The following is a 19,276-nucleotide window of genomic DNA, read 5'->3' as shown; positions in this document are numbered from 1 at the left end:
CTCCGCGCGCCGGCGCAGAGCGTCAGCCGCCGAGGCGGAGCCCGTCCGCCGCCTGTTCGACCATCCCCGCCCCGAGCCGGTTGATCCGCACCGCGAACGGCGCCTCGGCGACGCTCAGTCCCGTGAACTGCACGGCGCCGAGAGGGGCCGAGGCCGCGGGGCGGACACGGACCGTCTGCGCGGGAACGTCGGGACGGATGCCGGCCACCGCCGTCAGCATCCGCACCACGCCCGCGGCGGCCAGGGCGGACGGGCGGCAGGCCGTGGGATGCGGCAGCGGGGCGCTGCCCTCGGTGCGCTGCTCGGCCGCGTACATCTCGGGGAGGCGGTTGCCGAAGGTCTCCGCCGCGTCGATCACCCCGTGCAGGAGGGACCTGGCCTCGCGCTCGAAACCCGCGTCGAGGAGCCCGGCCACGGCGGTCGCGGTGTCCTGGACGCGGACGACGCCGCTGCGGTAGCCGAACGGGTTGTACCCGGGCTCGGCGGAGGCCAGCGTGCGGAGGCCCCAGCCCGAGTCCATCGTGGGGCCGGCCAGGAGGCGGGCGAGCTGCGCCGTCTGCACGTGGTCGAGCAAGCATTCGGCCTGGAGGCCCGCCCCGACCAGCCCCCCGTCGAGCAGTTCGGCGACGACGGACCCGAGGTGTGTGGAGGGCCTGCCGTCCTCGTCCCACAGCCCGACGGGCCTGCCACCCTCGTCCCACCAGAATTCCTGGCGGAACATCCGCCTCGACTCCGCTGCCCAGGAGCGCAGTTCGTCGGCTCCGCTCCGGTTGAGGGAGTCCAGGAGGTCGGCCCCGAGCAGTGCCGCGCGGTGGGCCTGGGCCTGGGTCTCGCACCGGTACGGGCCCTCCGGAACCGGGTCCGGGACGTACCCGCACTCGTACCCGGCGCGCAGCAGCCAGCGCAGGCAGGCCTCCGCCGCGGGCAGCAGCTGCTCGACGTCGCGCAGCGGCAGGCCCCACCGGTACGCCTCGGCGAGGACGACGGGGAACAGCAATGTCGCTTCGAGGCCTGTGCAGCTGGGGCCGCTGTGCGGTCCGGCGTGCCGCAGCGGGCCGGGGAGCCGGCCGACGTCCGGGCCGTGCGTGGCCTGTCCGCGGGCGAGCGTGTGCAGGGTGCCCGCGGCGAGCCGGGTGCCGAGGGGCAGCAGCATGCGGGCGGCGCGCAGGGATTCGGCCGGGGAGAAAGCGCACCGCCACGGGACGCCCGCGGCCAGGTACGTCCTCGACGGCCTGGTCTCGTCACGGAGCAGCAGGCCCGCGAGGTCGTCGAGGCTCGTACGGAAGAGCGCGCCGATCCGGGGGTCGTCCGCCTCCGCGGCGGCCGCGAACCAGGGCTGCGGTGGACGTGTCCTGCCGGTCTTCCGGGCGCCGGGCCCCGACCGCGAGAGGCTGATCCGGAGCTGGACCGTGCGGCCGGCGCCCGGCTCCAACTCCCAGACCCAGCGCAGGAGTCCGCCCGCGGCGAGGCTGACGTCCGGGGCGGGCTCGGCCGTGACCGTGGCCCGGAGGCCGTCCGAGGTCCAGGCCAGCCCGCTGCCGTGCACCGTGGCGGGCAGCGGCGGGCCCGCCCGGCCGGCGGCGATCTCGCCGAGCTCGGCGAGATCGGTGCCGAGCCGCAGTTCCAGCGGCAGCCGGACGAGGCGTAACGAGGAGTTGCGTACGGTGATGCGCTCGGTGCCCTCGGCAGAGCGCAGCCGCTCCACGGTCAGGACGGGGTCCGGGCCGGTCTCGCGGGGCCCGGCCAGCGCGGCGACGAAGCGGGACTCCCCCGCGCCCGTCATCCGCCCCTGGAGCGGCGTCGGTTCCTGGCCCGCGAGGTGGAGCTCGCACCGCGCCAGGACGCGGCGGCCCGCGTCGTAGAAGCCGTCGAGACCGGTGCCGGGGAGCCGTCCGTCCTCCGCGGAGATGGCGAGGGACGGAGCGGCGACGGCGATCAACGAGTGGTGCACCGGGGCCGGCCCGGTGCCCGTGCCCGCCAGGGGCGGGGCGTTCCGGGAGGAGCGTCCGGCGGGGGCGGCCGCTGCGGTGGAGCCGGACGGCGCCGTGTCCGTGGCCCGTGTGAGGTCCAGCAGTTCGGGCGGCAGCGGCTCGACCGGCAGGGCGTCCAGCTCCGTGATGGACCCGGCCGCTCCCGCCCAGTGGTGCGGGTCCCCCTGTGGTGGTGGCTTGTGAGCCAAGATCGCGGAGCGCCCCCGGGGCGGGATGATCCCGGGCAGCACGGTCACGGTGGACGTGGACGGGGAGGGCGGGGGCGGGCCGGACGCGGGTTGTGCGGCGGGAACGGGTGGTGTCGTCGGTGCCATACGGCTTCCTCCGTCTCCTCGGCGAGTACCGGCAGGGCGTGGCGCATGTCGTGGGCATGCGCCTGCCGTTGATGTGAACGTCTGCATAGCTGTCCTGGTCACGCCCGGTCGGCGCCGGGCGTTCCGGTGCCTCCCGTGCCCCGGTCGGCACGGTCCTTGCGCAGGCAGCGGCGCAGGAGTTCCGGGTCGAGGGCCTCGTTGCAGGCGCGGTGGAGCAGCTGCGCGAAGACGTACTCCGGGTCGGTGCGCAGCGCGCGGACCAGGGCCACGCGGGCCGTCGGCTCGTCCCCGCCCGACCACGCGACCCAGCCGGCGAGGGTGAGCGGGGCGGCGGCGTGCTGCGCGTACGAGGCGACGCAGCGGCGGGCGAGCGCACGCCAGAGCCGCAGCGCCGGGCCGACGTCCTTGCCCTCCATCCACTCCGCCGCCCGGTCGCGGGTCTCGCGGTCCTGGAGGCCGAGGATCACCGTCGCCGCCTCGCTGAACCCCAGCAGGGCGTCGTCGTGCGCGTCGGCTTCCGCCGGGCCGCACCCCGGACGCGGCACCGCCTGGCGGAACCTGGCCATCAGCGCGCCCGCGAGCCGCAACGTCTCCCGCCGGACGGCGGCGTCCCCGCCGGGGAGCAGCATCCGGGGCACGAGTGCGGCTCCGACGGAGTCGAGCGCGCCCTCCTGGAGGTCGGCGAGAGGCTGGCCGAGCGCCGTAAGCCTCCGCTCCATCTCCCGCTGCGAGCCGCGCACTTGGAAACCCGCGTACGCCGAGGCCGCCGCCAGCACGGAAGTGCCCGCCGTCGCGAAGGGCTGCCCCTCGTCCGGGCAGCCCAGGGGATCCGGGCAGCAGTACGACCAGACGCGGCCCCCGGAGAGGCAGAGCGCCTCGTAGACCGGAATCTCCCGCTGCCCGCACGCCGTGCGCAGCCGCTGGGCCAGTGGGCGCAGGCGCTGCATCACGGAACCGGCGCTCTCGCCGGAGGCCGGGTCCCGGCAGAGGTAGACGATCGCGCCCTCGGGCCCGCGCCCGTCCCCGAAGCGCTTCAGACAGATCGCGATCTGCGTCGCCAGGGCCGGCCACTCCTCGGGGGAGGCCGGAATCCCGATGCGGATCCGCGCACCGCACTGCCCCCGCTCGCCCTGGAGGGCCACGACGACGAGGGAGTCGTCCGGCCGGTAGCCGAGCAGGTACGGGAGGGCGTCGGCCAGCTGGCGCGGCCCCCGGAGCACGATCTGCTGCCCCTTTTCTCCGGGCTGCTGACGCCCGTGCTTCAGCTCGGCGGGCGGGGGCGCCTCGCCGTCACCCCGCTTCCCCGGGCCCCCGCGGGGGCCGCCCGGCTCGCCTGCGTTGTCGCTGTCGATGGGGCCGCCTTCTCCGGCAGGCCCGTTGTCCCCGTTGTGTTTCATGGGGAGGACCTTGCGTCAGGAGCACAATTCGGCGTCGCGAGTTATCCACAGGGCACGTGATTTGTCATACGGACCTGTCGTTATCCACAGGCGGAGTTCGCGGGTTGTCGGCGGTATCGGGTTGCATGGGGGCATGACCGACACAGCTCTGCGCCGCGCAGCCGATTCCGTACTCGCCCGTCTCGTGGGGGCCGCCCCGGGTGGCGAGGCGCGGCTCCGTGACGACCAGTGGACCGCCATCGAGGCCCTGGTCGCCGAGCGGCGCAGGGCCCTGGTGGTGCAGCGCACCGGCTGGGGCAAGTCCGCGGTGTACTTCGTGGCCACCGCTCTCCTTCGGGAGCGGGGCAGCGGCCCGACCGTCATCGTCTCCCCGCTGCTCGCCCTCATGCGCAACCAGGTCGAGGCCGCGGCCCGGGCCGGGGTCCACGCCCGCACGATCAACTCCGCCAACCCGGAGGAGTGGGACACCATCCAGGCAGAGATCGCCGACGGGCAGGTGGACGTGCTGCTCGTCAGCCCGGAGCGGCTCAACAACCCCGACTTCCGGGACCAGGTGCTGCCGAAGCTCACCGCCGCCACGGGCCTGCTCGTGGTCGACGAGGCGCACTGCATCTCCGACTGGGGACACGACTTCCGGCCCGACTACCGCCGCCTGCGCACCATGCTCGCCGAACTGCCCCCCGGCGTCCCGGTGCTGGCCACGACGGCGACCGCCAACGCCCGCGTCACCGCCGACATCGCCGAACAGCTCGGCACGGGCGCCCACTCCGGGCAGGACGCCGGCCCGTCCGAGACCCCCGGCGAGGGCGCCCCGGCGCCGCTGGTGCTGCGCGGCGGACTCGACCGGGAGAGCCTCAGCCTCGGCGTGCTGCGGCTGCCCGACGCCGCGCACCGGATGGCCTGGCTCGCCGAGCACCTGGACAAGCTCCCGGGCTCCGGCATCATCTACACGCTCACCGTCGCCGCGGCCGAGGAGGTCACGGCGTTCCTCCGGCAGTGCGGACACACGGTCGCCTCGTACACCGGCCGGACGGAGAACGCCGACAGGGAGGCGGCCGAGGCCGACCTGCTGGCGAACCGCGTGAAGGCCCTCGTGGCCACCTCGGCGCTGGGCATGGGCTTCGACAAGCCCGACCTCGGCTTCGTCGTCCATCTCGGTTCCCCCTCCTCCCCCATCGCCTACTACCAGCAGGTCGGACGCGCGGGCCGCGGTGTGGAGCACGCCGAGGTGCTGCTCCTGCCCGGCCCGGAGGACGAGGCGATCTGGAAGTACTTCGCCTCCCTCGCCTTCCCCGGTGAGGAACAGGTCCGCCGCACGCTGGACGTCCTGGCCTCGGCCGGCGGCCCCGTCTCCCTGCCCGCGCTCGAACCGCAGGTCGAACTGCGCCGCTCCCGGCTGGAGATGATGCTGAAGGTGCTCGACGTCGACGGCGCGGTGCGCCGGGTTCGCGGCGGCTGGACGCACACCGGGATGCCCTGGACGTACGACACCGAGCGGTACGCCTGGGTGGCCCGGCAGCGGGAGGCCGAGCAGCAGGCGATGCGGACGTACGCGACGACGGAGCAGTGCCGCATGGAGTATCTGCGGCTGCAGCTGGACGACGAGACCGCGGCCCCCTGCGGGCGCTGCGACAACTGCTCGGGGCCACGGTTCGGCACCGAGGTGTCGGACTCGGCCCTGGAGGCGGCGCGCGGCGAACTGGGCAGGCCCGGCGTCGAGGTGGAGCCGCGCAAGATGTGGCCCACCGGGCTGGCCGCCGTCGGGCTGGACCTCAAGGGGCGTATCCCCGCGGGTCAACAGGCCGCCGCGGGGCGTGCGTTGGGGCGGCTGTCGGACATCGGCTGGGGCAACCGGCTCCGTCCCCTGCTGTCGCCGCAGGCCCCGGACGGCCCCGTTCCCGACGACGTGCGGGACGCCGTCGTGACGGTGCTGGCGGACTGGGCGAAGAGTCCGCAGGGCTGGGCCTCGGGCGCCGTCCCACGTCCGGTGGGCGTCGTCACGGTCGCCTCGCGGACACGGCCCGATCTGGTGCGTTCGCTGGGCGAGGGGATCGCGGCCGTCGGCCGGATGCCGTTCCTGGGGACGGTGGCGTACGCGGAGGACGCCCCGCTCGCCACGCAGCACCGCAGCAACAGCGCGCAGCGGCTGCGCGCCCTGCACGGATCGCTGCTGCTGCCACCGCAGTTGAGCGAAGCACTGGCGGCGTCGGGCGGACCGGTGCTGCTGGTGGACGACTTCACCGAGACGGGCTGGACCCTGGCCGTGGCGGCGCGTCTGCTGCGCCAGGCCGGTGCGGAACAGGTGCTTCCGCTGGTGCTGGCCGTCCAGGGCTGAGGCGCGGCGCACCCGGGGCGGTGCACAACGACCGGAGGAGGTAAGAGCGTTCAGAAGCGTCGGCGGGTATACGACGGGAGACGCCGGCGTGCGCCCGGAAACGGGGCATGCCGCCGGGGCATGACCGCAAAACGGTCACATGGTGCTCACATTCCGGAATTCATCATTGCCGTGCCGGATCGGGGCGGCGAGAATCGTAGGGGATCAACAGACGAAGGGAGGAAAGTGACCTTCGGCTTTGCTCCGCCGCCCTCGGACTCCTCCGCCCAGCACACCGCTGCCCAGCCCGGCCGCGTACTCGAACCCTCCGAGTGGGCGGACACCGGAATCCCCCTCCTTCACAATCCGCGCACCGTGGTGACGGATCTTCACGAGCGTCATCGCCCCGTCGACGCCACCGCGGTCGTCGCCGTCTTCGGGCCGGACGAACGGCTCGTCGCCAGCGCCTCGTTCACCGAGCGCCCGACCGCGCCGGACGGCTGGGCGCTGCGGAACGGACTCCTGGTCCACCTGCGCCGTATCGTCCCGCACGACCTGCGCCGCCGTACGCCGATACGCACGGCCGTCCTGCTCTACTGCCGCGCGGGCGAACCGCGTTGGACGGAGACGGACGGTGCGTGGATGTGGGGTCTCCGCGACGCCTGCACCCTCCACGGGCTGCGTTGCGGCGCCTATATCGTCCTCACGCCGGACGGGTGGCAGGTGCTCGGGGAGCAACGCGGCGGCCGCCGGCCCCGCCTCGCGCCCCATGCGGAGAACGGGTCGGGTACGACGGAACCGAGCCCGGCCGGACGTCACGGCGCACACGCGGTGCGGGCTCCCGCCGTCGGGCAGGTGCCCAGGGCACGCCACGGGGGAACCGCGGCCGAAGCGTCGGGCCGCGAACTCCGCGGCACGGAACGGCAGTCCGTCACCGAGCCCGACGAGCGGCCGGCCCCGCCGCGCCGGGCAGCGACCGGCTGAGCCGGAAAGGTGGGCGCCCGGCCGGCAAGCGTCCGGGACGCGCGGGGCGCCCGGAGCCTGCCGACGGGTCAGAGCAGGGCGCTCAGGCGCTTCGGGTCGCCGCAGACGATCAGCTTGGTGCCGGCCTTCGCCATGGCCGCGGGCAGCGCCTCGGCCACCTCGGCGTCCGTGCCGCCGTTGACGGCGAGGACGACGACGGGGCGACGGGGCATGCGCGTCACGTCGGAGGCGGCGGCGCAGAACACGTCCTCGCCGTCGGTCAGTTGGGCCCAGTAGGCGTCCTCACCGAAGGAGAGTTCGTGCTGGGCCCACGGGTGCTGCTCGCCCGTCGTGAGCACCAGCACCTCGCCGGGGGCGCGGCCCGCGTCGAGAAGCTTGTCGACGCTGTCGTCGGCCGACTCGACCGCCGTGCCGTCGGCCGCGGGGACGAGCTCGATCTCCGCGGTGGGAGCCGTGGGCTGTGCCGCCTTGCTCTGCTGCGGGACGCCGCCGTTGCGCTGGTTGGCCGGACGTCCGGGCGTCGGGCCCTTGCTGTCCGCGCGCGGCGGCGCGGGGCGGGACGAGGACCGGGGGCCGGGGATGGGTGGTGCGGGGCGGGACGCCTGCGGAGTTCGGGTGGATCCCGCTGCACTGCGGGGACCCGGGACACTCTCGTAAATCTGTGGCTCCTCGGGGGTGAGAGGCATGAGGTGATGTCTATCAAACGGCGGCACGGACGGCAGCACCGGGTTCACGGAACCGGAACCGCCCGCCCACCGGGTCAGAAGAGGCCGATCTGCTCCGCCGTTTCGTCCGCGTCCTCGGCGCGCGTGCGCTTCAGATGCCGCCAGCGGGGCAGTCCGTCCATGTAGGCCCAGGACAGCCTGTGGTGCGGTGTGGGGCCTCGCTCCTGCAGGGCCGCCCTGTGCACGGGAGAGGGGTAGCCCGCGTTGTCCTCGAAGGCGAACTCGACGTGGTCGGCGCCCAGTTCGGTCATCAGCGCGTCACGGCGCACCTTCGCGATGACCGAGGCCGCCGCCACGGACACGCACGACTGGTCACCCTTGATGACCGTGCGCACCCGCCACGGGGGGCCGAGGTAGTTGTGCTTGCCGTCGAGGATCACCATCTCCGGCCGCACCGGCAGGGCTTCCAGGGCTCGCACCGCCGCAAGCCGCAGCGCGGCGGTCATGCCCAGCTCGTCGATCTCCTCCGGGGAGGAGTGGCCGAGGGCGTGGGCGGTGACCCAGTCGCTCAGCAGCTCGGCGAGCTCGGTACGACGGGCGACGCCGAGCAGCTTGGAGTCGGTGAGGCCCTCGGGAGGCCGGCGCAGACCGGTGATCGCCGCGCACACGGTCACGGGACCGGCCCATGCACCACGGCCGACTTCGTCCACACCGGCCACGACCTTGACTCCGGTAGTGGCTCGGAGCGAACGCTCGACGCGGTGAGTGGGAGGCTCGTAGGGCATGACATCTGTAAGGGTAGCGGCCCCCGGTTACGCCGAGGGGGCGGGGTCGCCCTACCGACGGACGGGCATACGCGCTGGTCGGAGCGGTTACCGGACACCGGGGCGCCACCCACGGGCCACCGCCCCCGGCTCAGCCCTCCGGCAGCCCCGCCGCGCGCCCGAGCCACTCCGGGAGCGGCTCCGTCGCTTCGGCCCAACTCCCCTTCGGCGCCCCGCCCGTGCCCCCGGCGGCGACGATGCCGCCGACGATCGCGCAGGTGGTGTCGACGTCGCCGCCCGCCTGTGCGCTGTCCCACAGCGCGTCCTCGTACGCCCCGAGGTTGCGTGCCGCGGCCCACAGCGTGAACGGGACGGTGTCGTGGGCGCTGGTGCGGCGGCCGCAGCCGAGGACGGCGGCGACGGTACCGGTGTCGTCGTAGTCGAGCATGTCGCGGGCCCGGCGCACGCCCGCCTGGACGGCGCTCCTGGGCACGAGCTCCAGCACCCCGCCGAGCAACTCCGCGCCGTCCGCCAGCCGCTCGGCCCGCGACCGCCCGCCGCCGCCCGAGCCGGAGCCCGCCCCGGCCCCTGAAGCGCCCGAGGCCACGAGCGAGGCCGCGCAGGCGACCGCGATCGTCCCGGCGACGGCCTCCCGGTGCTGGTGGGTGACGTACGCGGACAGCTCCGCGTGCTCGGCCGCGCGCCGCGGGTCACCCGCGAACCAGGCGCCGAGCGGCGCGACGCGCATCGCGGCCCCGTTGCCCCAGGAACCGCGGCCGTCGAAGAGCGCTGCGGCGAGCTCGTGCCAGTCCCCGTCCTCCTGCCGGATCTGCCGGAGCATCCGGTTCACGGCGGGCCCGTAGCCGCGGTCGACGTCGTGGTGGGCGGCGAAGGAGGCGGCGAGCGCGTCCTGGTCGATCCCGCCGTGCTCGGCGAGGACGGCGACCACCGAGCAGGCCATCTCCGTGTCGTCGGTCCACTGCCAGGGCGCGGGCGGCACGTCACGACGGTGGAGCCGGGTGTAGTTGCCGGGGACGAAGAACTGCGAGCCGAGTGCGTCACCCACCGCCAGACCGCGCAGGCTGGCGAGGGCACGGGCGACCCGCTCACCGCGGGGGAGATCGAGGGGATCAGCGCTCATGATCTCCCGACTGTAGCCGCTCGCCCCGCCCGGCGACGCCTCCCGGCGAGCGGCCCCGGTCCGCCGCTAACCGCAGGGACCGTAGGGGCGCGGGGTGCACCACTGCGCGAAGGGGCGGTCGAGGTGGTACCGGCCGTCGGGGCCGAGTTCCAGCACCCGCGTCTCACCGTTCCCCGGGTTGGAGAGCGACTCGAACTCGGCCACGGACCAGTGCAGCCACCGCATGCAGAACAGCCGCATGGTCAGCCCGTGCGTGACGAGCAGAACGTTCGGCGGGTGGTCCTCCTCCTCGAAGCTGCGCCACAGGCTCTCCAGGAACGCGCCCACCCGGTCGTACACGTCCGCGCCGGACTCGCCCTGCGCGAAGCGGTAGAAGAAGTGCCCGTAGGCGTCGCGGTAGACCTTCTGGAGGTGGACGTCGTCCCGGTCCTGCCAGTTGCCCCAGTCCTGCTCGCGCAGCCGGGGCTCCTCGCGCACCCGCGTGAGCTCCGGGTGCAGGCCGAGCCCGCCCAGGGTCTCGTGCGTGCGCCGGTACGGGGAGACGTAGACGGAGACGCGCTCCCGGCCGAAGAGCTTCCGCAGCCGCTCCCCCGCCTCCGCGGCCTGGCGGACGCCGCGTTCGGTCAGCGCCAGGGCGTGGTCGGGCTTCCGCTCGTAGATGGTCTCGTCCTGGTTGCCCTCCGACTCTCCGTGCCGGACGAGGACGATGCGACGGGGACGTGCCATGCCCCCACTGTAGGTTCGCCCGGCCCGGCGGCCGCGCGCGGAGGGTCACCCCGGGCCGGGGCTCACACCGTCCAGGACGGCTCCAGGTCGATGACGTCTCCCGCGATGGCGGTCACGTCGGCTCCCATCTGGGCGCGGAGGGCAAGCCGCTCGACGCGTTCCGTCCGGTACTTGCCGTGCTCGGCCGTCGAGTTCCACATGGACAGCACCATGAACTCGTCCTCGGTCCTGGCCTGCGTGAACACGCCCCGGAGCATCCCGGGCGACCCGGCCATGGCCGGGTTCCACACCTTCTCCTGCATCAGCGTGTAGTGCTCGATCCGGTCCTCACGGACCCGGCAGTGGGCCACGCGCAGCAGGTCGGCGTCGGTGAAGACGGGCCGGAAGCCGGTCTTCACGTCGAAGCGGTAGTCGAAGAGGCGCACCCGCGCGTCCTGGAAGGTGCCCGACTGGGAGGCGCTCAGCCGGTCGTGCGAGCGGGCCATGAAGGAGTCGTAGAAAGTACGGCTCTCCCAGAAGGCGAAGAGGTGCACCACGCCCGGGCGGGCACGGCTCCATCCGCCGCCCTGTCCCCGGAATCCGGGTTCGCCGAGCAGTCCGGCCCACTTCCGCTGCCCCCGCTCGAAACCTCTGCGGTCGACCACGGTGCAACGCATCCACTTCACCAGCACCGCGCCATGGTACGGCCCACAGCGTGACCCGCCGCTCGCTTACCGTGCCCAACCCTCCCCGCGGCACGGCCTGTTCACAGCGGCACACACCGCGAACGCTTCCGTCACACGGCAGACCGTTCCGCCACCACACCTCCACCACCCGGCACCCGGACCCCTCAGGCCCCGCGGGCCCTCCGGTCCCCCGCGGCGGCGAGGAAGTCGTCGTACGTCACCGTCCCGACCGCGTGGTCCCGTGCCAGGTTGCCGCCCTCGCGGAAGCCCCGGAAGATCTTGCCGGGCAGCCGGAGCGGCACGATCCGGCGCCGCAGCCCGTACGCGCGCAGGGTCCGGCCCGTGAGCTCCTCCGCGTCCCAGACCTCGGGGCCGCCCATGTCCGCGACGCGGCCCGCCGGTTCGCCGAGCGCCAGCTCCACCAGACGCTGCGCGACCTCCCCCGCGTCCACGGGCTGGAAGCGCACGCCGCGCAGCGTGAGGACGACGGGGAACCTCCGCTGCCCGGTGGTCATCCGGGCCAGCAGCTCGTGGAACTGGGTGGCCCGCAGCACCGTCCACGGCAGCCCCGACTTCTCCACGATCCGTTCCGCGACGAGCTTGGTGCGGTAGTACGGCAGCGGCACCCGGTCGACGCCGACGATGGAGACGAACACCAGGTGCGGGGCGCCGTTCCTGCGGGCCGCGACGGTCAACTCCCGTGTGGTGTCCGCGTCCTTGCGCCCCAGCGTCGTCGCGCAGTGGACGACCGTGCCGACCCCGTCCAGCGCCTCGTCCAGCCCCTCGCCGGTGCTCAGATCGCCGGTCACCCAGCCGCACTCCGGGGCACCCGACGGACGCGGGTGCCGGCTGAGAGCCCGTACCGGACGCCCGGCGTCCACCAGACGCCGCACGACCTCCCGGCCCAGGGTCCCGGTCGCGCCGGTGACGAGGACCGGACGCCGCCCGGCCGCCGCGCCGCTCTCGGATGTCATGACGCCTCTCCTCCCGCAGAACTGATCCGCCACAGGCCAGCTGTCACGGCACCCTACGGCGGAAGGCCCCGCACGGGCCGGTGACCCGGCGCGGGGATCGGCGGCGGGCGGCAGCCGGTACGCGAAAGAGGGTGCCGACCGTGATGGCCGGCACCCTCTCTCAGGTGCTGCCCGCTCCCGCGCCGCGCTCAGCGGCGGCGCTCAGGAACGGCGCGGTACTGCGTGCCTCAGCTGCAGCCGCTGGTGGAGCCGCAGCCCTCGCAGAGGTAGCAGCTGCCCGCGCGGCGCATCTTGGTGCCGCAGGAGAAGCACAGCGGGGCGTCCGCGTTCAGCCCGAGCTGCATCTCCATCAGCTCCGTGGAGTTGTGCGCCTGGGCCGGAGCGGGGGCGGCGTTCTGCGGCTCGGTGGTCGCTTCGGCCTTCGCCTTCTCCTTGGCCTTCTCCTTCGCCTCGCCGACGGTCTCCGACTTCGGCGCCGACTGGGCCAGGCCCTCGACGTCGACGTCGTCGTCCGGCGCCTCGTACGAGCCGGTCTCCAGGTGACGCTGGCGCTCGGCCGCGGAGTGGATGCCCAGTGCCGAACGGGTCTCGAACGGCAGGAAGTCCAGGGCGAGGCGGCGGAAGATGTAGTCGACGATCGACTGCGCCATCCGCACGTCCGGGTCGTCCGTCATGCCCGCCGGCTCGAAGCGCATGTTGGTGAACTTCGAGACGTAGGTCTCCAGCGGCACGCCGTACTGGAGGCCGACCGAGACGGCGATCGAGAAGGCGTCCATCATGCCCGCGAGGGTCGAGCCCTGCTTGGACATCTTCAGGAACACCTCGCCCAGACCGTCGTCCGGGTAGGAGTTGGCGGTCATGTAGCCCTCGGCGCCACCGACCGTGAAGGAGGTGGTGATGCCGGGACGACCCTTCGGCAGGCGGCGGCGGACCGGGCGGTACTCGACGACCTTCTCCGGCTCGGGAGCCTCCTCGGCCGGCTTGTCCTTGGACTTGGCCGACAGCGGCTGGCCCACCTTGGAGTTCTCGACGTAGACGGCGAGCGCCTTGGTGCCGAGCCGCCAGCCCTCGAGGTAGATCTCCTCGACGTCCTCGACCGTGCTGCTCGCGGGCATGTTCACGGTCTTGGAGATCGCGCCGGAGAGGAACGGCTGGGCCGCCGCCATCATCCGCACGTGGCCCATCGGCGAGATGGAACGCTCGCCCATCGCGCAGTCGAAGACCTCGTAGTGCTCGGGGCGCAGGCCCGGGGCGTCCACGACGTTGCCGTGCTCGGCGATGTACTCGACGATCGCCTCGACCTGCTCCTGCTGGTAGCCGAGGCGCTTGAGCGCCTTGGGCACCGTGTTGTTGACGATCTGCATGGAGCCGCCGCCGACCAGCTTCTTGAACTTGACCAGGGCGAGGTCGGGCTCCACACCGGTGGTGTCGCAGTCCATCATCAGGCCGATGGTGCCGGTCGGGGCCAGCACGGACGCCTGGGCGTTGCGGAAGCCGTTCTTCTTGCCGAGCCGCAGCACGTCCTGCCAGGCCTCGGTCGCCGCGGCCCAGACGGGGTTGTCCAGGTCGTCCATGCGCTTGGCGGAGGCGTTCGCGTCGGAGTGCTGCTGCATGACGCGGTTGTGCGCCTCGGCGTTGCGCGCGTAGCCGTCGTAGGTGCCGACGACGGAGGCGAGTTCGGCGGAGCGCTTGTAGGAGGTGCCGGTCATCAGCGAGGTGATGGCACCGGCGAGCGCGCGGCCGCCGTCCGAGTCGTACGCGTGGCCCGTGGCCATCAGCAGGGCGCCGAGGTTGGCGTAGCCGATGCCCAGCTGGCGGAAGGCGCGGGTGGTCTCGCCGATCTTCTCGGTGGGGAAGTCGGCGAAGCAGATGGAGATGTCCATCGCCGTGATGACCAGCTCGACGACCTTCGCGAAGCGCTCGGCGTCGAAGGACTGGTTGCCCTCGTCGTCGTCCCGCAGGAACTTCATGAGGTTCAGCGAGGCGAGGTTGCAGGACGAGTTGTCCAGGTGCATGTACTCGCTGCACGGGTTGGACGCGGTGATCCGGCCCGACTCCGGCGAGGTGTGCCAGTGGTTGATGATGTCGTCGTACTGGATGCCGGGGTCGGCGCAGACGTGGGCGGCCTCGGCCATCTTGCGGAAGATGTGCCGGGCGTCCACCTCCTCCAGGACCTCACCGTTCATCCGGCTGCGCAGGCCGAACTTGGAGCCGGACTCGACGGCCTTCATGAACTCGTCGTTCACGCGCACCGAGTTGTTGGCGTTCTGGTACTGGACGGAGGTGATGTCGTCCCCGCCCAGGTCCATGTCGAAGCCCGCGTCGCGCAGCGCGCGGATCTTCTCCTCCTCCTTCACCTTGGTCTCGATGAAGGCCTCGACGTCCGGGTGGTCGACGTCGAGCACGACCATCTTGGCCGCGCGGCGGGTGGCGCCACCGGACTTGATCGTTCCGGCGGAGGCGTCGGCACCGCGCATGAAGGAGACCGGACCGGAGGCGTTGCCGCCGGAGGAGAGCAGCTCCTTGGAGGAACGGATACGGGAGAGGTTGAGACCGGCCCCGGAACCGCCCTTGAAGATCATCCCCTCTTCCTTGTACCAGTCCAGGATCGAGTCCATGGAGTCGTCGACGGAGAGGATGAAGCACGCGGAGACCTGCTGCGGCTGCTGCGTGCCGACGTTGAACCAGACCGGGGAGTTGAAGCTGAAGATCTGGTGGAGCACGGCGTAGGCCAGCTCGTGCTCGAAGATCTCGGCGTCCGCCGGGGAGGCGAAGTAACCGTTCTCCTCGCCCGCCTTGCGGTAGGTCTGCACGACGCGGTCGATCAGCTGCCGGAGGCTGGTCTCCCGCTGGGGCGTGCCCACAGCGCCGCGGAAGTACTTGCTGGTGACGATGTTGACCGCGTTCACCGACCAGAACTCGGGGAACTCGACGCCACGCTGCTCGAAGTTGACCGAGCCGTCGCGCCAGTTGGTCATGACGACGTCCCGGCGCTCCCAGGCCACCTCGTCGTACGGGTGGACTCCGGGAGTCGTGTGGACGCGCTCGATGCGCAGTCCCTTGTTCGCCTTGCTGCCCTTCGCGCGGGAGCCGCGCGCCGAGCCGCTCGTCGTCTCTGTCATTCCGCCTCCCTGTACGGGCATAACGCCCCGATGTGCCCCGGTTCTTCCCGGGTCACGGTGTCTGTCTGATGACCGGAGGGCCGTGCGTACTCCGGCCAGGTCTCACGTCGTGCGCCGCGCGGGCGCGGGCCGGCTCAGTCGGTCGCGCCGGCCGGAGCGGGAACGTCCGGACCGGGGTCCGACGCGGGCTCCGTGACGGGCGCGGCGTCGCCTCCGCGTCCGTCGTCGTCCTCGGCCGCGTGCTGCGCCTCCCGCAGCTCGGCGACAGCGGCCTCGAAGTCCTCGAGCGAGTCGAACGCCCGGTAGACGGAGGCGAATCGCAGGTAGGCCACGAGGTCCAGGTCCTGCAGGGGGCCGAGTATGGCGAGGCCGACGTCGTGCGTGGAGAGCTCGGCGCTCCCGGTGGCACGCACGGCCTCCTCGACGCACTGCCCGAGCTGGGCCAGCGCGTCCTCCGTGACGGGCCGCCCCTGGCACGCCTTCCGGACCCCCGCGATCACCTTGTCTCTGCTGAACGGCTCGGTGACTCCGCTCCGCTTGATCACAGTGAGTGAGGCATTCTCCACCGTGGTGAAACGGCGGGAGCAGTCCGGGCACTGCCGCCGACGACGGATCGCGGCACCGTCGTCCGTCGTACGGCTGTCGACGACGCGGCTGTCGGGGTGCCGGCAGAAGGGACAGTGCATCGCTCTCCCCATCCTCCTCGAACCTTCGGAACCCGCAGGCGTGCAGCACTTGTACAGCTCCGCGCGCGGCCCTTCCGGACCCCTGACGAAGCTGCTTCCAGCATAGGTGACGCCACCGCGAAGAGGACACCGGGGACCACAACTTGTGGGTGGCGTGCGCCCATCAAACCACTAGATCTGGTGTCGGGGCGTCAGCTGGGCCCATGCGTGTCGCGGAAGACGACAGCCAGGAAGACTACGCGGAGAAGGCCCTCTTCGAACAATTGGGGTGGCCACCGCGGTCACCGCCCCGGCAGGGCCGCGCCGTACCGCGGGAAACCGCGGCGGACGTCCGTGACGGGAGCGCGCGGGCCGCGCGGCCGGGCACCGGTGACGGGCGCACGCGCCTGTGCGCCGCGCGGATTCGGGACTCCGGGAGCCGGACGGCGGGCCCTACGGAGAGTGCGCACTACTTACACCGTGAAGCTTGATCAAGTCAGGTGAACTGTAAATTTTCACTCGAACGTGTGTTTGGCGCAACCTTTCGAAAGCAACTACCGTTGTCCTACTAGGGAGAACCGCTCGAGAGGGGCCGACGTGACCACCACCGCAGACAGCGCCACCATCACCTCCCAGAACCGTCCCGCGCAGTCGCTCGAACAGATCCAGCCCATGCATGACGCCATGTCCCCGGAGGGGCGCGACGACCAGCAACCGAAACGTTCGCTGCCCGGACGTCCACCCGGAATCCGCGCGGACAGCTCCGGGCTCACCGACCGGCAGCGCCGCGTCATCGAGGTGATCCGGGACTCCGTGCAGCGCCGGGGCTACCCGCCGTCCATGCGGGAGATCGGCCAGGCCGTCGGGCTCTCCAGCACCTCGTCCGTGGCGCACCAGCTGATGGCCCTGGAGCGGAAGGGCTTCCTCCGGCGCGACCCGCACCGTCCCCGTGCCTACGAGGTCCGCGGCTCGGACACACCGACCACCCAGACCACCACCGACACCGCGGGCAAGCCCTCCGCCTCGTACGTGCCGCTGGTGGGCCGGATCGCGGCCGGCGGGCCGATCCTGGCCGAGGAGTCCGTCGAGGACGTCTTCCCCCTCCCGCGCCAACTCGTGGGAGACGGCGACCTCTTCGTGCTCAAGGTCATCGGTGACTCGATGGTCGACGCGGCCATCTGCGACGGCGACTGGGTCACCGTGCGCCGTCAGCCCGTCGCGGAGAACGGCGACATCGTCGCCGCGATGCTGGAGGGCGAAGCCACCGTCAAGCGATTCAAGCGCGAGGACGGCCATGTGTGGCTGCTGCCGCACAACTCCTCGTACCAGCCGATCCCTGGTGACGACGCGACGATCCTCGGCAAGGTCGTCGCGGTACTGCGGAGGGTCTGACCCCGCCCCCGCGGTCCCGTACGGGCCGCCGGTTCCCCTGCGCCGGAACCGGCGGCTCCGCCTTTTTCCGGGGTCTACTTCCGCCCCGGGTTCTCCTTCGCCGCCTTGTCGATGGCGGCCAGCGAGCGCCGCACCTGGTTCCGGTCCGTCGTGTACCAGAAGTCGGGCATCGAGGCGCGCAGGAAGCCGCCGTACCGCGCCCGCTCCAGCCGGGGGTCGAGCACCGCCACCACGCCACGGTCGCCCGAGGCGCGGACCAGGCGACCGGCGCCCTGGGCCATCAGCAGCGCCGCGTGCGTCGCCGCGACGGCCATGAAGCCGTTGCCGCCGCGCTCCTCCACCGCCTTCTGGCGCGCGCTCATCAGCGGGTCGTCGGGGCGCGGGAACGGCACCCGGTCCATGACCACCAACTGGCAGTTCACGCCCGGCACATCGACGCCCTGCCACAGCGACAGCGTGCCGAACAGGCAGGTCTCCGCGTCGTCCGCGAAGCGGCGGATCAGCTCGCCGAGGGTCTCCTCGCCCTGGAGCAGGATCGGCACGTCCAGCCGGCCCCGCAGCTCCTCGGCTGCGGCGCGGGCCGCGCGCATCGACGAGAACAGGCCGAGGGTGCGCCCGCCGGCGGCGCCGATCAGCTCCTCCAGTTCGTCCAGCATGTCCGTGCGCGAGCCCTCGCGGCCCGGCTGGGCGAGGTGCTTGGCCACGTAGAGGATGCCCTGCTTGCGGTAGTCGAAGGGCGAGCCGACGTCGAGGCCGCGCCAGGGCGGGCTCTCGACGGCCGCGGCCGCGCCGGGCTCCGGAGCGGCGCCGCCGGACGTCTGCTCCTGCGCGCCCTCGGGCCCGAGCCCGAGCGAGGCGCCGACGCCGTTGAAATCGCCGCCGAGCTTGAGCGTCGCGGAGGTGAGGATCACCGAGCGGTCCTCGAAGAGCTTCTCGCGCAGCAGGCCGGAGACGGACAGCGGCGCCACCCGCAGCGAGGCGCCGTACCGGTCGTTCCGCTCGTACCAGACGACGTCGAACTCCGAGCCCTCGACGACGCGTTCGGCGACGTCGTGGACGTTCTCGATGGAGGCGAGGGCCTGTTTGCGTACCGCGTCCTCGTCCTGGACGGACTTGTCGCGGGTGTTGCCCAGGGCGCTGATGCAGGTGCGCGCCGCGTCCCGCAGCGCGGCCAGCGCCTGGCCCAGATCGTCCGGGACGGTCTCCAGGCGGCCCGGGAGGGCCAGCTCCATCAGCCGCTCGAAGTTCTCGGAGGCGGCCTGCAGCTGGTCGGCGGCCCTCTCGTCGACCAGCTTGGCGCAGCGCCGCACCGCGCGGTTGACGCCGCCCGGGGTCAGCTCGCCGGTGGCGACGCCCGTCACCCGCGAGACCAGTTCGTGCGCCTCGTCGACGATCAGGACCTCGTGCCCGGGCAGCACCGGGGCGCCCTCGATGGCGTCGATGGCGAGCAGCGCGTGGTTGGTGACGATGACCTCGGCGAGCTTGGCGCGCTCGCGGGCCGCCTCGGCGAAGCAGTCCGCGCCGTACGCGCACTTGCTCGCGCCGAGGCACTCGCGGGCCGAGACGGAGACCTGCGACCAGGCGCGGTCCGAGACTCCCGGCTTGAGGTCGTCCCGGTCGCCCGTCTCCGTCTCGTCCGACCAGTCGCGCAGCCGCAGCAGGTCCTGGCCGAGGCGGGAGGTGGGGCCCGTGGAGGCGCGCCCGGCCGCCTCCGCCGCCTCGAACGGGTCGAAGAGACCGTCCTCCTCTTCCTGCGGCACGCCCTCGTGCAGGCGGTGCAGGCACAGGTAGTTCGACCGGCCCTTGAGCATGGCGAACTCGGGGCGGCGGCGGAGCAGCGGGCGCAGCGCCTCGACCGTGCGCGGCAGGTCCCGCTCGACGAGCTGGCGCTGCAGCGCGAGCGTCGCCGTGGCGACGACGACGCGCTCGCCGTGCGCCAGCGCCGGGACCAGATAGCCGAGGGACTTTCCGGTGCCGGTGCCCGCCTGGACGAGCAGGTGGCTGCCGTCGTCGACGGCGTCGGCGACGGCTTCGGCCATGGCCAGCTGACCAGGGCGTTCCGTGCCCCCGACGGCGGCGACGGCGGCATGGAGGAGATCGGAGACGGCGGGCTTGCTCATAGGTCAGACACCCTACGCCCGGCCTCTGACAACGGGCCGCGC

General features: G+C 72.8%; 12 protein-coding genes and 2 pseudogenes. 3 read left to right on the top strand and 11 right to left on the bottom strand.

The features are described 5' to 3' along the window. Positions 1 to 22: 22 nt before the first annotated feature. Together HCC30_RS00315 and HCC30_RS00310 are read right to left on the bottom strand one after the other, a co-directional pair. Entirely contained in the window at positions 23 to 2,179 is a 2,157-nt protein-coding gene (locus HCC30_RS00315; protein ID WP_346776435.1) for a glycogen debranching N-terminal domain-containing protein, read from the bottom strand. Between the two features lie 224 nt (positions 2,180 to 2,403). Beyond that, positions 2,404 to 3,702, bottom strand: a complete 1,299-nt coding sequence (locus HCC30_RS00310) for a DUF4192 domain-containing protein (protein WP_169439894.1) — start codon at positions 3,700 to 3,702, stop codon at positions 2,404 to 2,406. A 133-nt stretch (positions 3,703 to 3,835) separates the two neighbouring features. On the opposite strand from HCC30_RS00310, the gene HCC30_RS00305 reads away from it, so the two are divergent. After that, on the top strand, positions 3,836 to 6,037 hold the full coding sequence (locus HCC30_RS00305) for a DEAD/DEAH box helicase (protein ID WP_169439893.1): 2,202 nt from the start codon (positions 3,836 to 3,838) through the stop codon (positions 6,035 to 6,037). Positions 6,038 to 6,262: 225 nt separating this feature from the next. Further along, positions 6,263 to 6,772 (top strand): annotated as a pseudogene (locus HCC30_RS00300) (hypothetical protein); the annotation flags it as partial. Positions 6,773 to 7,068: 296 nt separating this feature from the next. On the opposite strand, the gene HCC30_RS00295 reads toward HCC30_RS00300, so the two are convergent. From HCC30_RS00295 to nrdR, 8 genes and pseudogenes are all read right to left on the bottom strand, one after another. Then, the gene (locus HCC30_RS00295) at positions 7,069 to 7,686 is read right to left on the bottom strand and encodes a hypothetical protein (protein ID WP_169439892.1); all 618 of its coding nucleotides are present in this window, start codon (positions 7,684 to 7,686) and stop codon (positions 7,069 to 7,071) included. 74 nt (positions 7,687 to 7,760) lie between these two features. Then, positions 7,761 to 8,450, bottom strand: a complete 690-nt coding sequence (locus HCC30_RS00290) for a ribonuclease HII (protein WP_169439891.1) — start codon at positions 8,448 to 8,450, stop codon at positions 7,761 to 7,763. Between the two features lie 130 nt (positions 8,451 to 8,580). Then, positions 8,581 to 9,570: an ADP-ribosylglycohydrolase family protein gene (locus tag HCC30_RS00285; RefSeq protein ID WP_169439890.1), complete on the bottom strand. Its 990-nt coding sequence runs from the start codon at positions 9,568 to 9,570 to the stop codon at positions 8,581 to 8,583. 66 nt (positions 9,571 to 9,636) lie between these two features. After that, on the bottom strand, positions 9,637 to 10,296 hold the full coding sequence (locus tag HCC30_RS00280; protein WP_169439889.1) for a histidine phosphatase family protein: 660 nt from the start codon (positions 10,294 to 10,296) through the stop codon (positions 9,637 to 9,639). A 62-nt stretch (positions 10,297 to 10,358) separates the two neighbouring features. Next, positions 10,359 to 10,967: a YdbC family protein gene (locus HCC30_RS00275; RefSeq protein WP_169439888.1), complete on the bottom strand. Its 609-nt coding sequence runs from the start codon at positions 10,965 to 10,967 to the stop codon at positions 10,359 to 10,361. A gap of 158 nt (positions 10,968 to 11,125) precedes the next feature. Further along, positions 11,126 to 11,935 (bottom strand): NAD(P)H-binding protein, encoded by an 810-nt coding sequence (locus HCC30_RS00270; RefSeq protein ID WP_169439887.1) that lies wholly within the window; start codon positions 11,933 to 11,935, stop codon positions 11,126 to 11,128. 227 nt (positions 11,936 to 12,162) lie between these two features. After that, a complete protein-coding gene (locus tag HCC30_RS00265; protein ID WP_169439886.1) occupies positions 12,163 to 15,057 on the bottom strand; it encodes a vitamin B12-dependent ribonucleotide reductase in 2,895 nt (964 codons plus the stop codon). Positions 15,058 to 15,305: 248 nt separating this feature from the next. Then, positions 15,306 to 15,743: pseudogene (nrdR, locus tag HCC30_RS00260) on the bottom strand (transcriptional regulator NrdR); the annotation flags it as partial. A 576-nt stretch (positions 15,744 to 16,319) separates the two neighbouring features. Between nrdR and lexA the strand changes: the two are divergent. Next, on the top strand, positions 16,320 to 17,114 hold the full coding sequence (gene lexA, locus HCC30_RS00255) for a transcriptional repressor LexA (protein ID WP_169439885.1): 795 nt from the start codon (positions 16,320 to 16,322) through the stop codon (positions 17,112 to 17,114). Positions 17,115 to 17,188: 74 nt separating this feature from the next. Here lexA and HCC30_RS00250 read toward each other — a convergent pair whose 3' ends face one another. Further along, positions 17,189 to 19,234: an ATP-dependent DNA helicase gene (locus tag HCC30_RS00250; RefSeq protein WP_169439884.1), complete on the bottom strand. Its 2,046-nt coding sequence runs from the start codon at positions 19,232 to 19,234 to the stop codon at positions 17,189 to 17,191. Positions 19,235 to 19,276: the final 42 nt, after the last annotated feature.

It is taken from the genome of Streptomyces sp. HNM0574 (assembly GCF_012726235.1).
In the GTDB taxonomy this organism is placed as follows: domain Bacteria; phylum Actinomycetota; class Actinomycetes; order Streptomycetales; family Streptomycetaceae; genus Streptomyces.
This window is presented reverse-complemented; position numbering and strand designations above follow the sequence as displayed.

What these genes read in the sequence shown, in the direction of transcription:
- HCC30_RS00285 (WP_169439890.1), bottom strand. Translation starts at nt 9,570, where the DNA reads ATGAGCGCTGATCCCCTCGATCTCCCCCGCGGTGAGCGGGTCGCCCGT.
- HCC30_RS00265 (WP_169439886.1), bottom strand. Translation starts at nt 15,057, where the DNA reads ATGACAGAGACGACGAGCGGCTCGGCGCGCGGCTCCCGCGCGAAGGGC.
- HCC30_RS00305 (WP_169439893.1), top strand. Translation starts at nt 3,836, where the DNA reads ATGACCGACACAGCTCTGCGCCGCGCAGCCGATTCCGTACTCGCCCGT.
- HCC30_RS00295 (WP_169439892.1), bottom strand. Translation starts at nt 7,686, where the DNA reads ATGCCTCTCACCCCCGAGGAGCCACAGATTTACGAGAGTGTCCCGGGT.
- HCC30_RS00310 (WP_169439894.1), bottom strand. Translation starts at nt 3,702, where the DNA reads ATGAAACACAACGGGGACAACGGGCCTGCCGGAGAAGGCGGCCCCATC.
- HCC30_RS00280 (WP_169439889.1), bottom strand. Translation starts at nt 10,296, where the DNA reads ATGGCACGTCCCCGTCGCATCGTCCTCGTCCGGCACGGAGAGTCGGAG.
- HCC30_RS00270 (WP_169439887.1), bottom strand. Translation starts at nt 11,935, where the DNA reads ATGACATCCGAGAGCGGCGCGGCGGCCGGGCGGCGTCCGGTCCTCGTC.
- HCC30_RS00290 (WP_169439891.1), bottom strand. Translation starts at nt 8,450, where the DNA reads ATGCCCTACGAGCCTCCCACTCACCGCGTCGAGCGTTCGCTCCGAGCC.
- HCC30_RS00250 (WP_169439884.1), bottom strand. Translation starts at nt 19,234, where the DNA reads ATGAGCAAGCCCGCCGTCTCCGATCTCCTCCATGCCGCCGTCGCCGCC.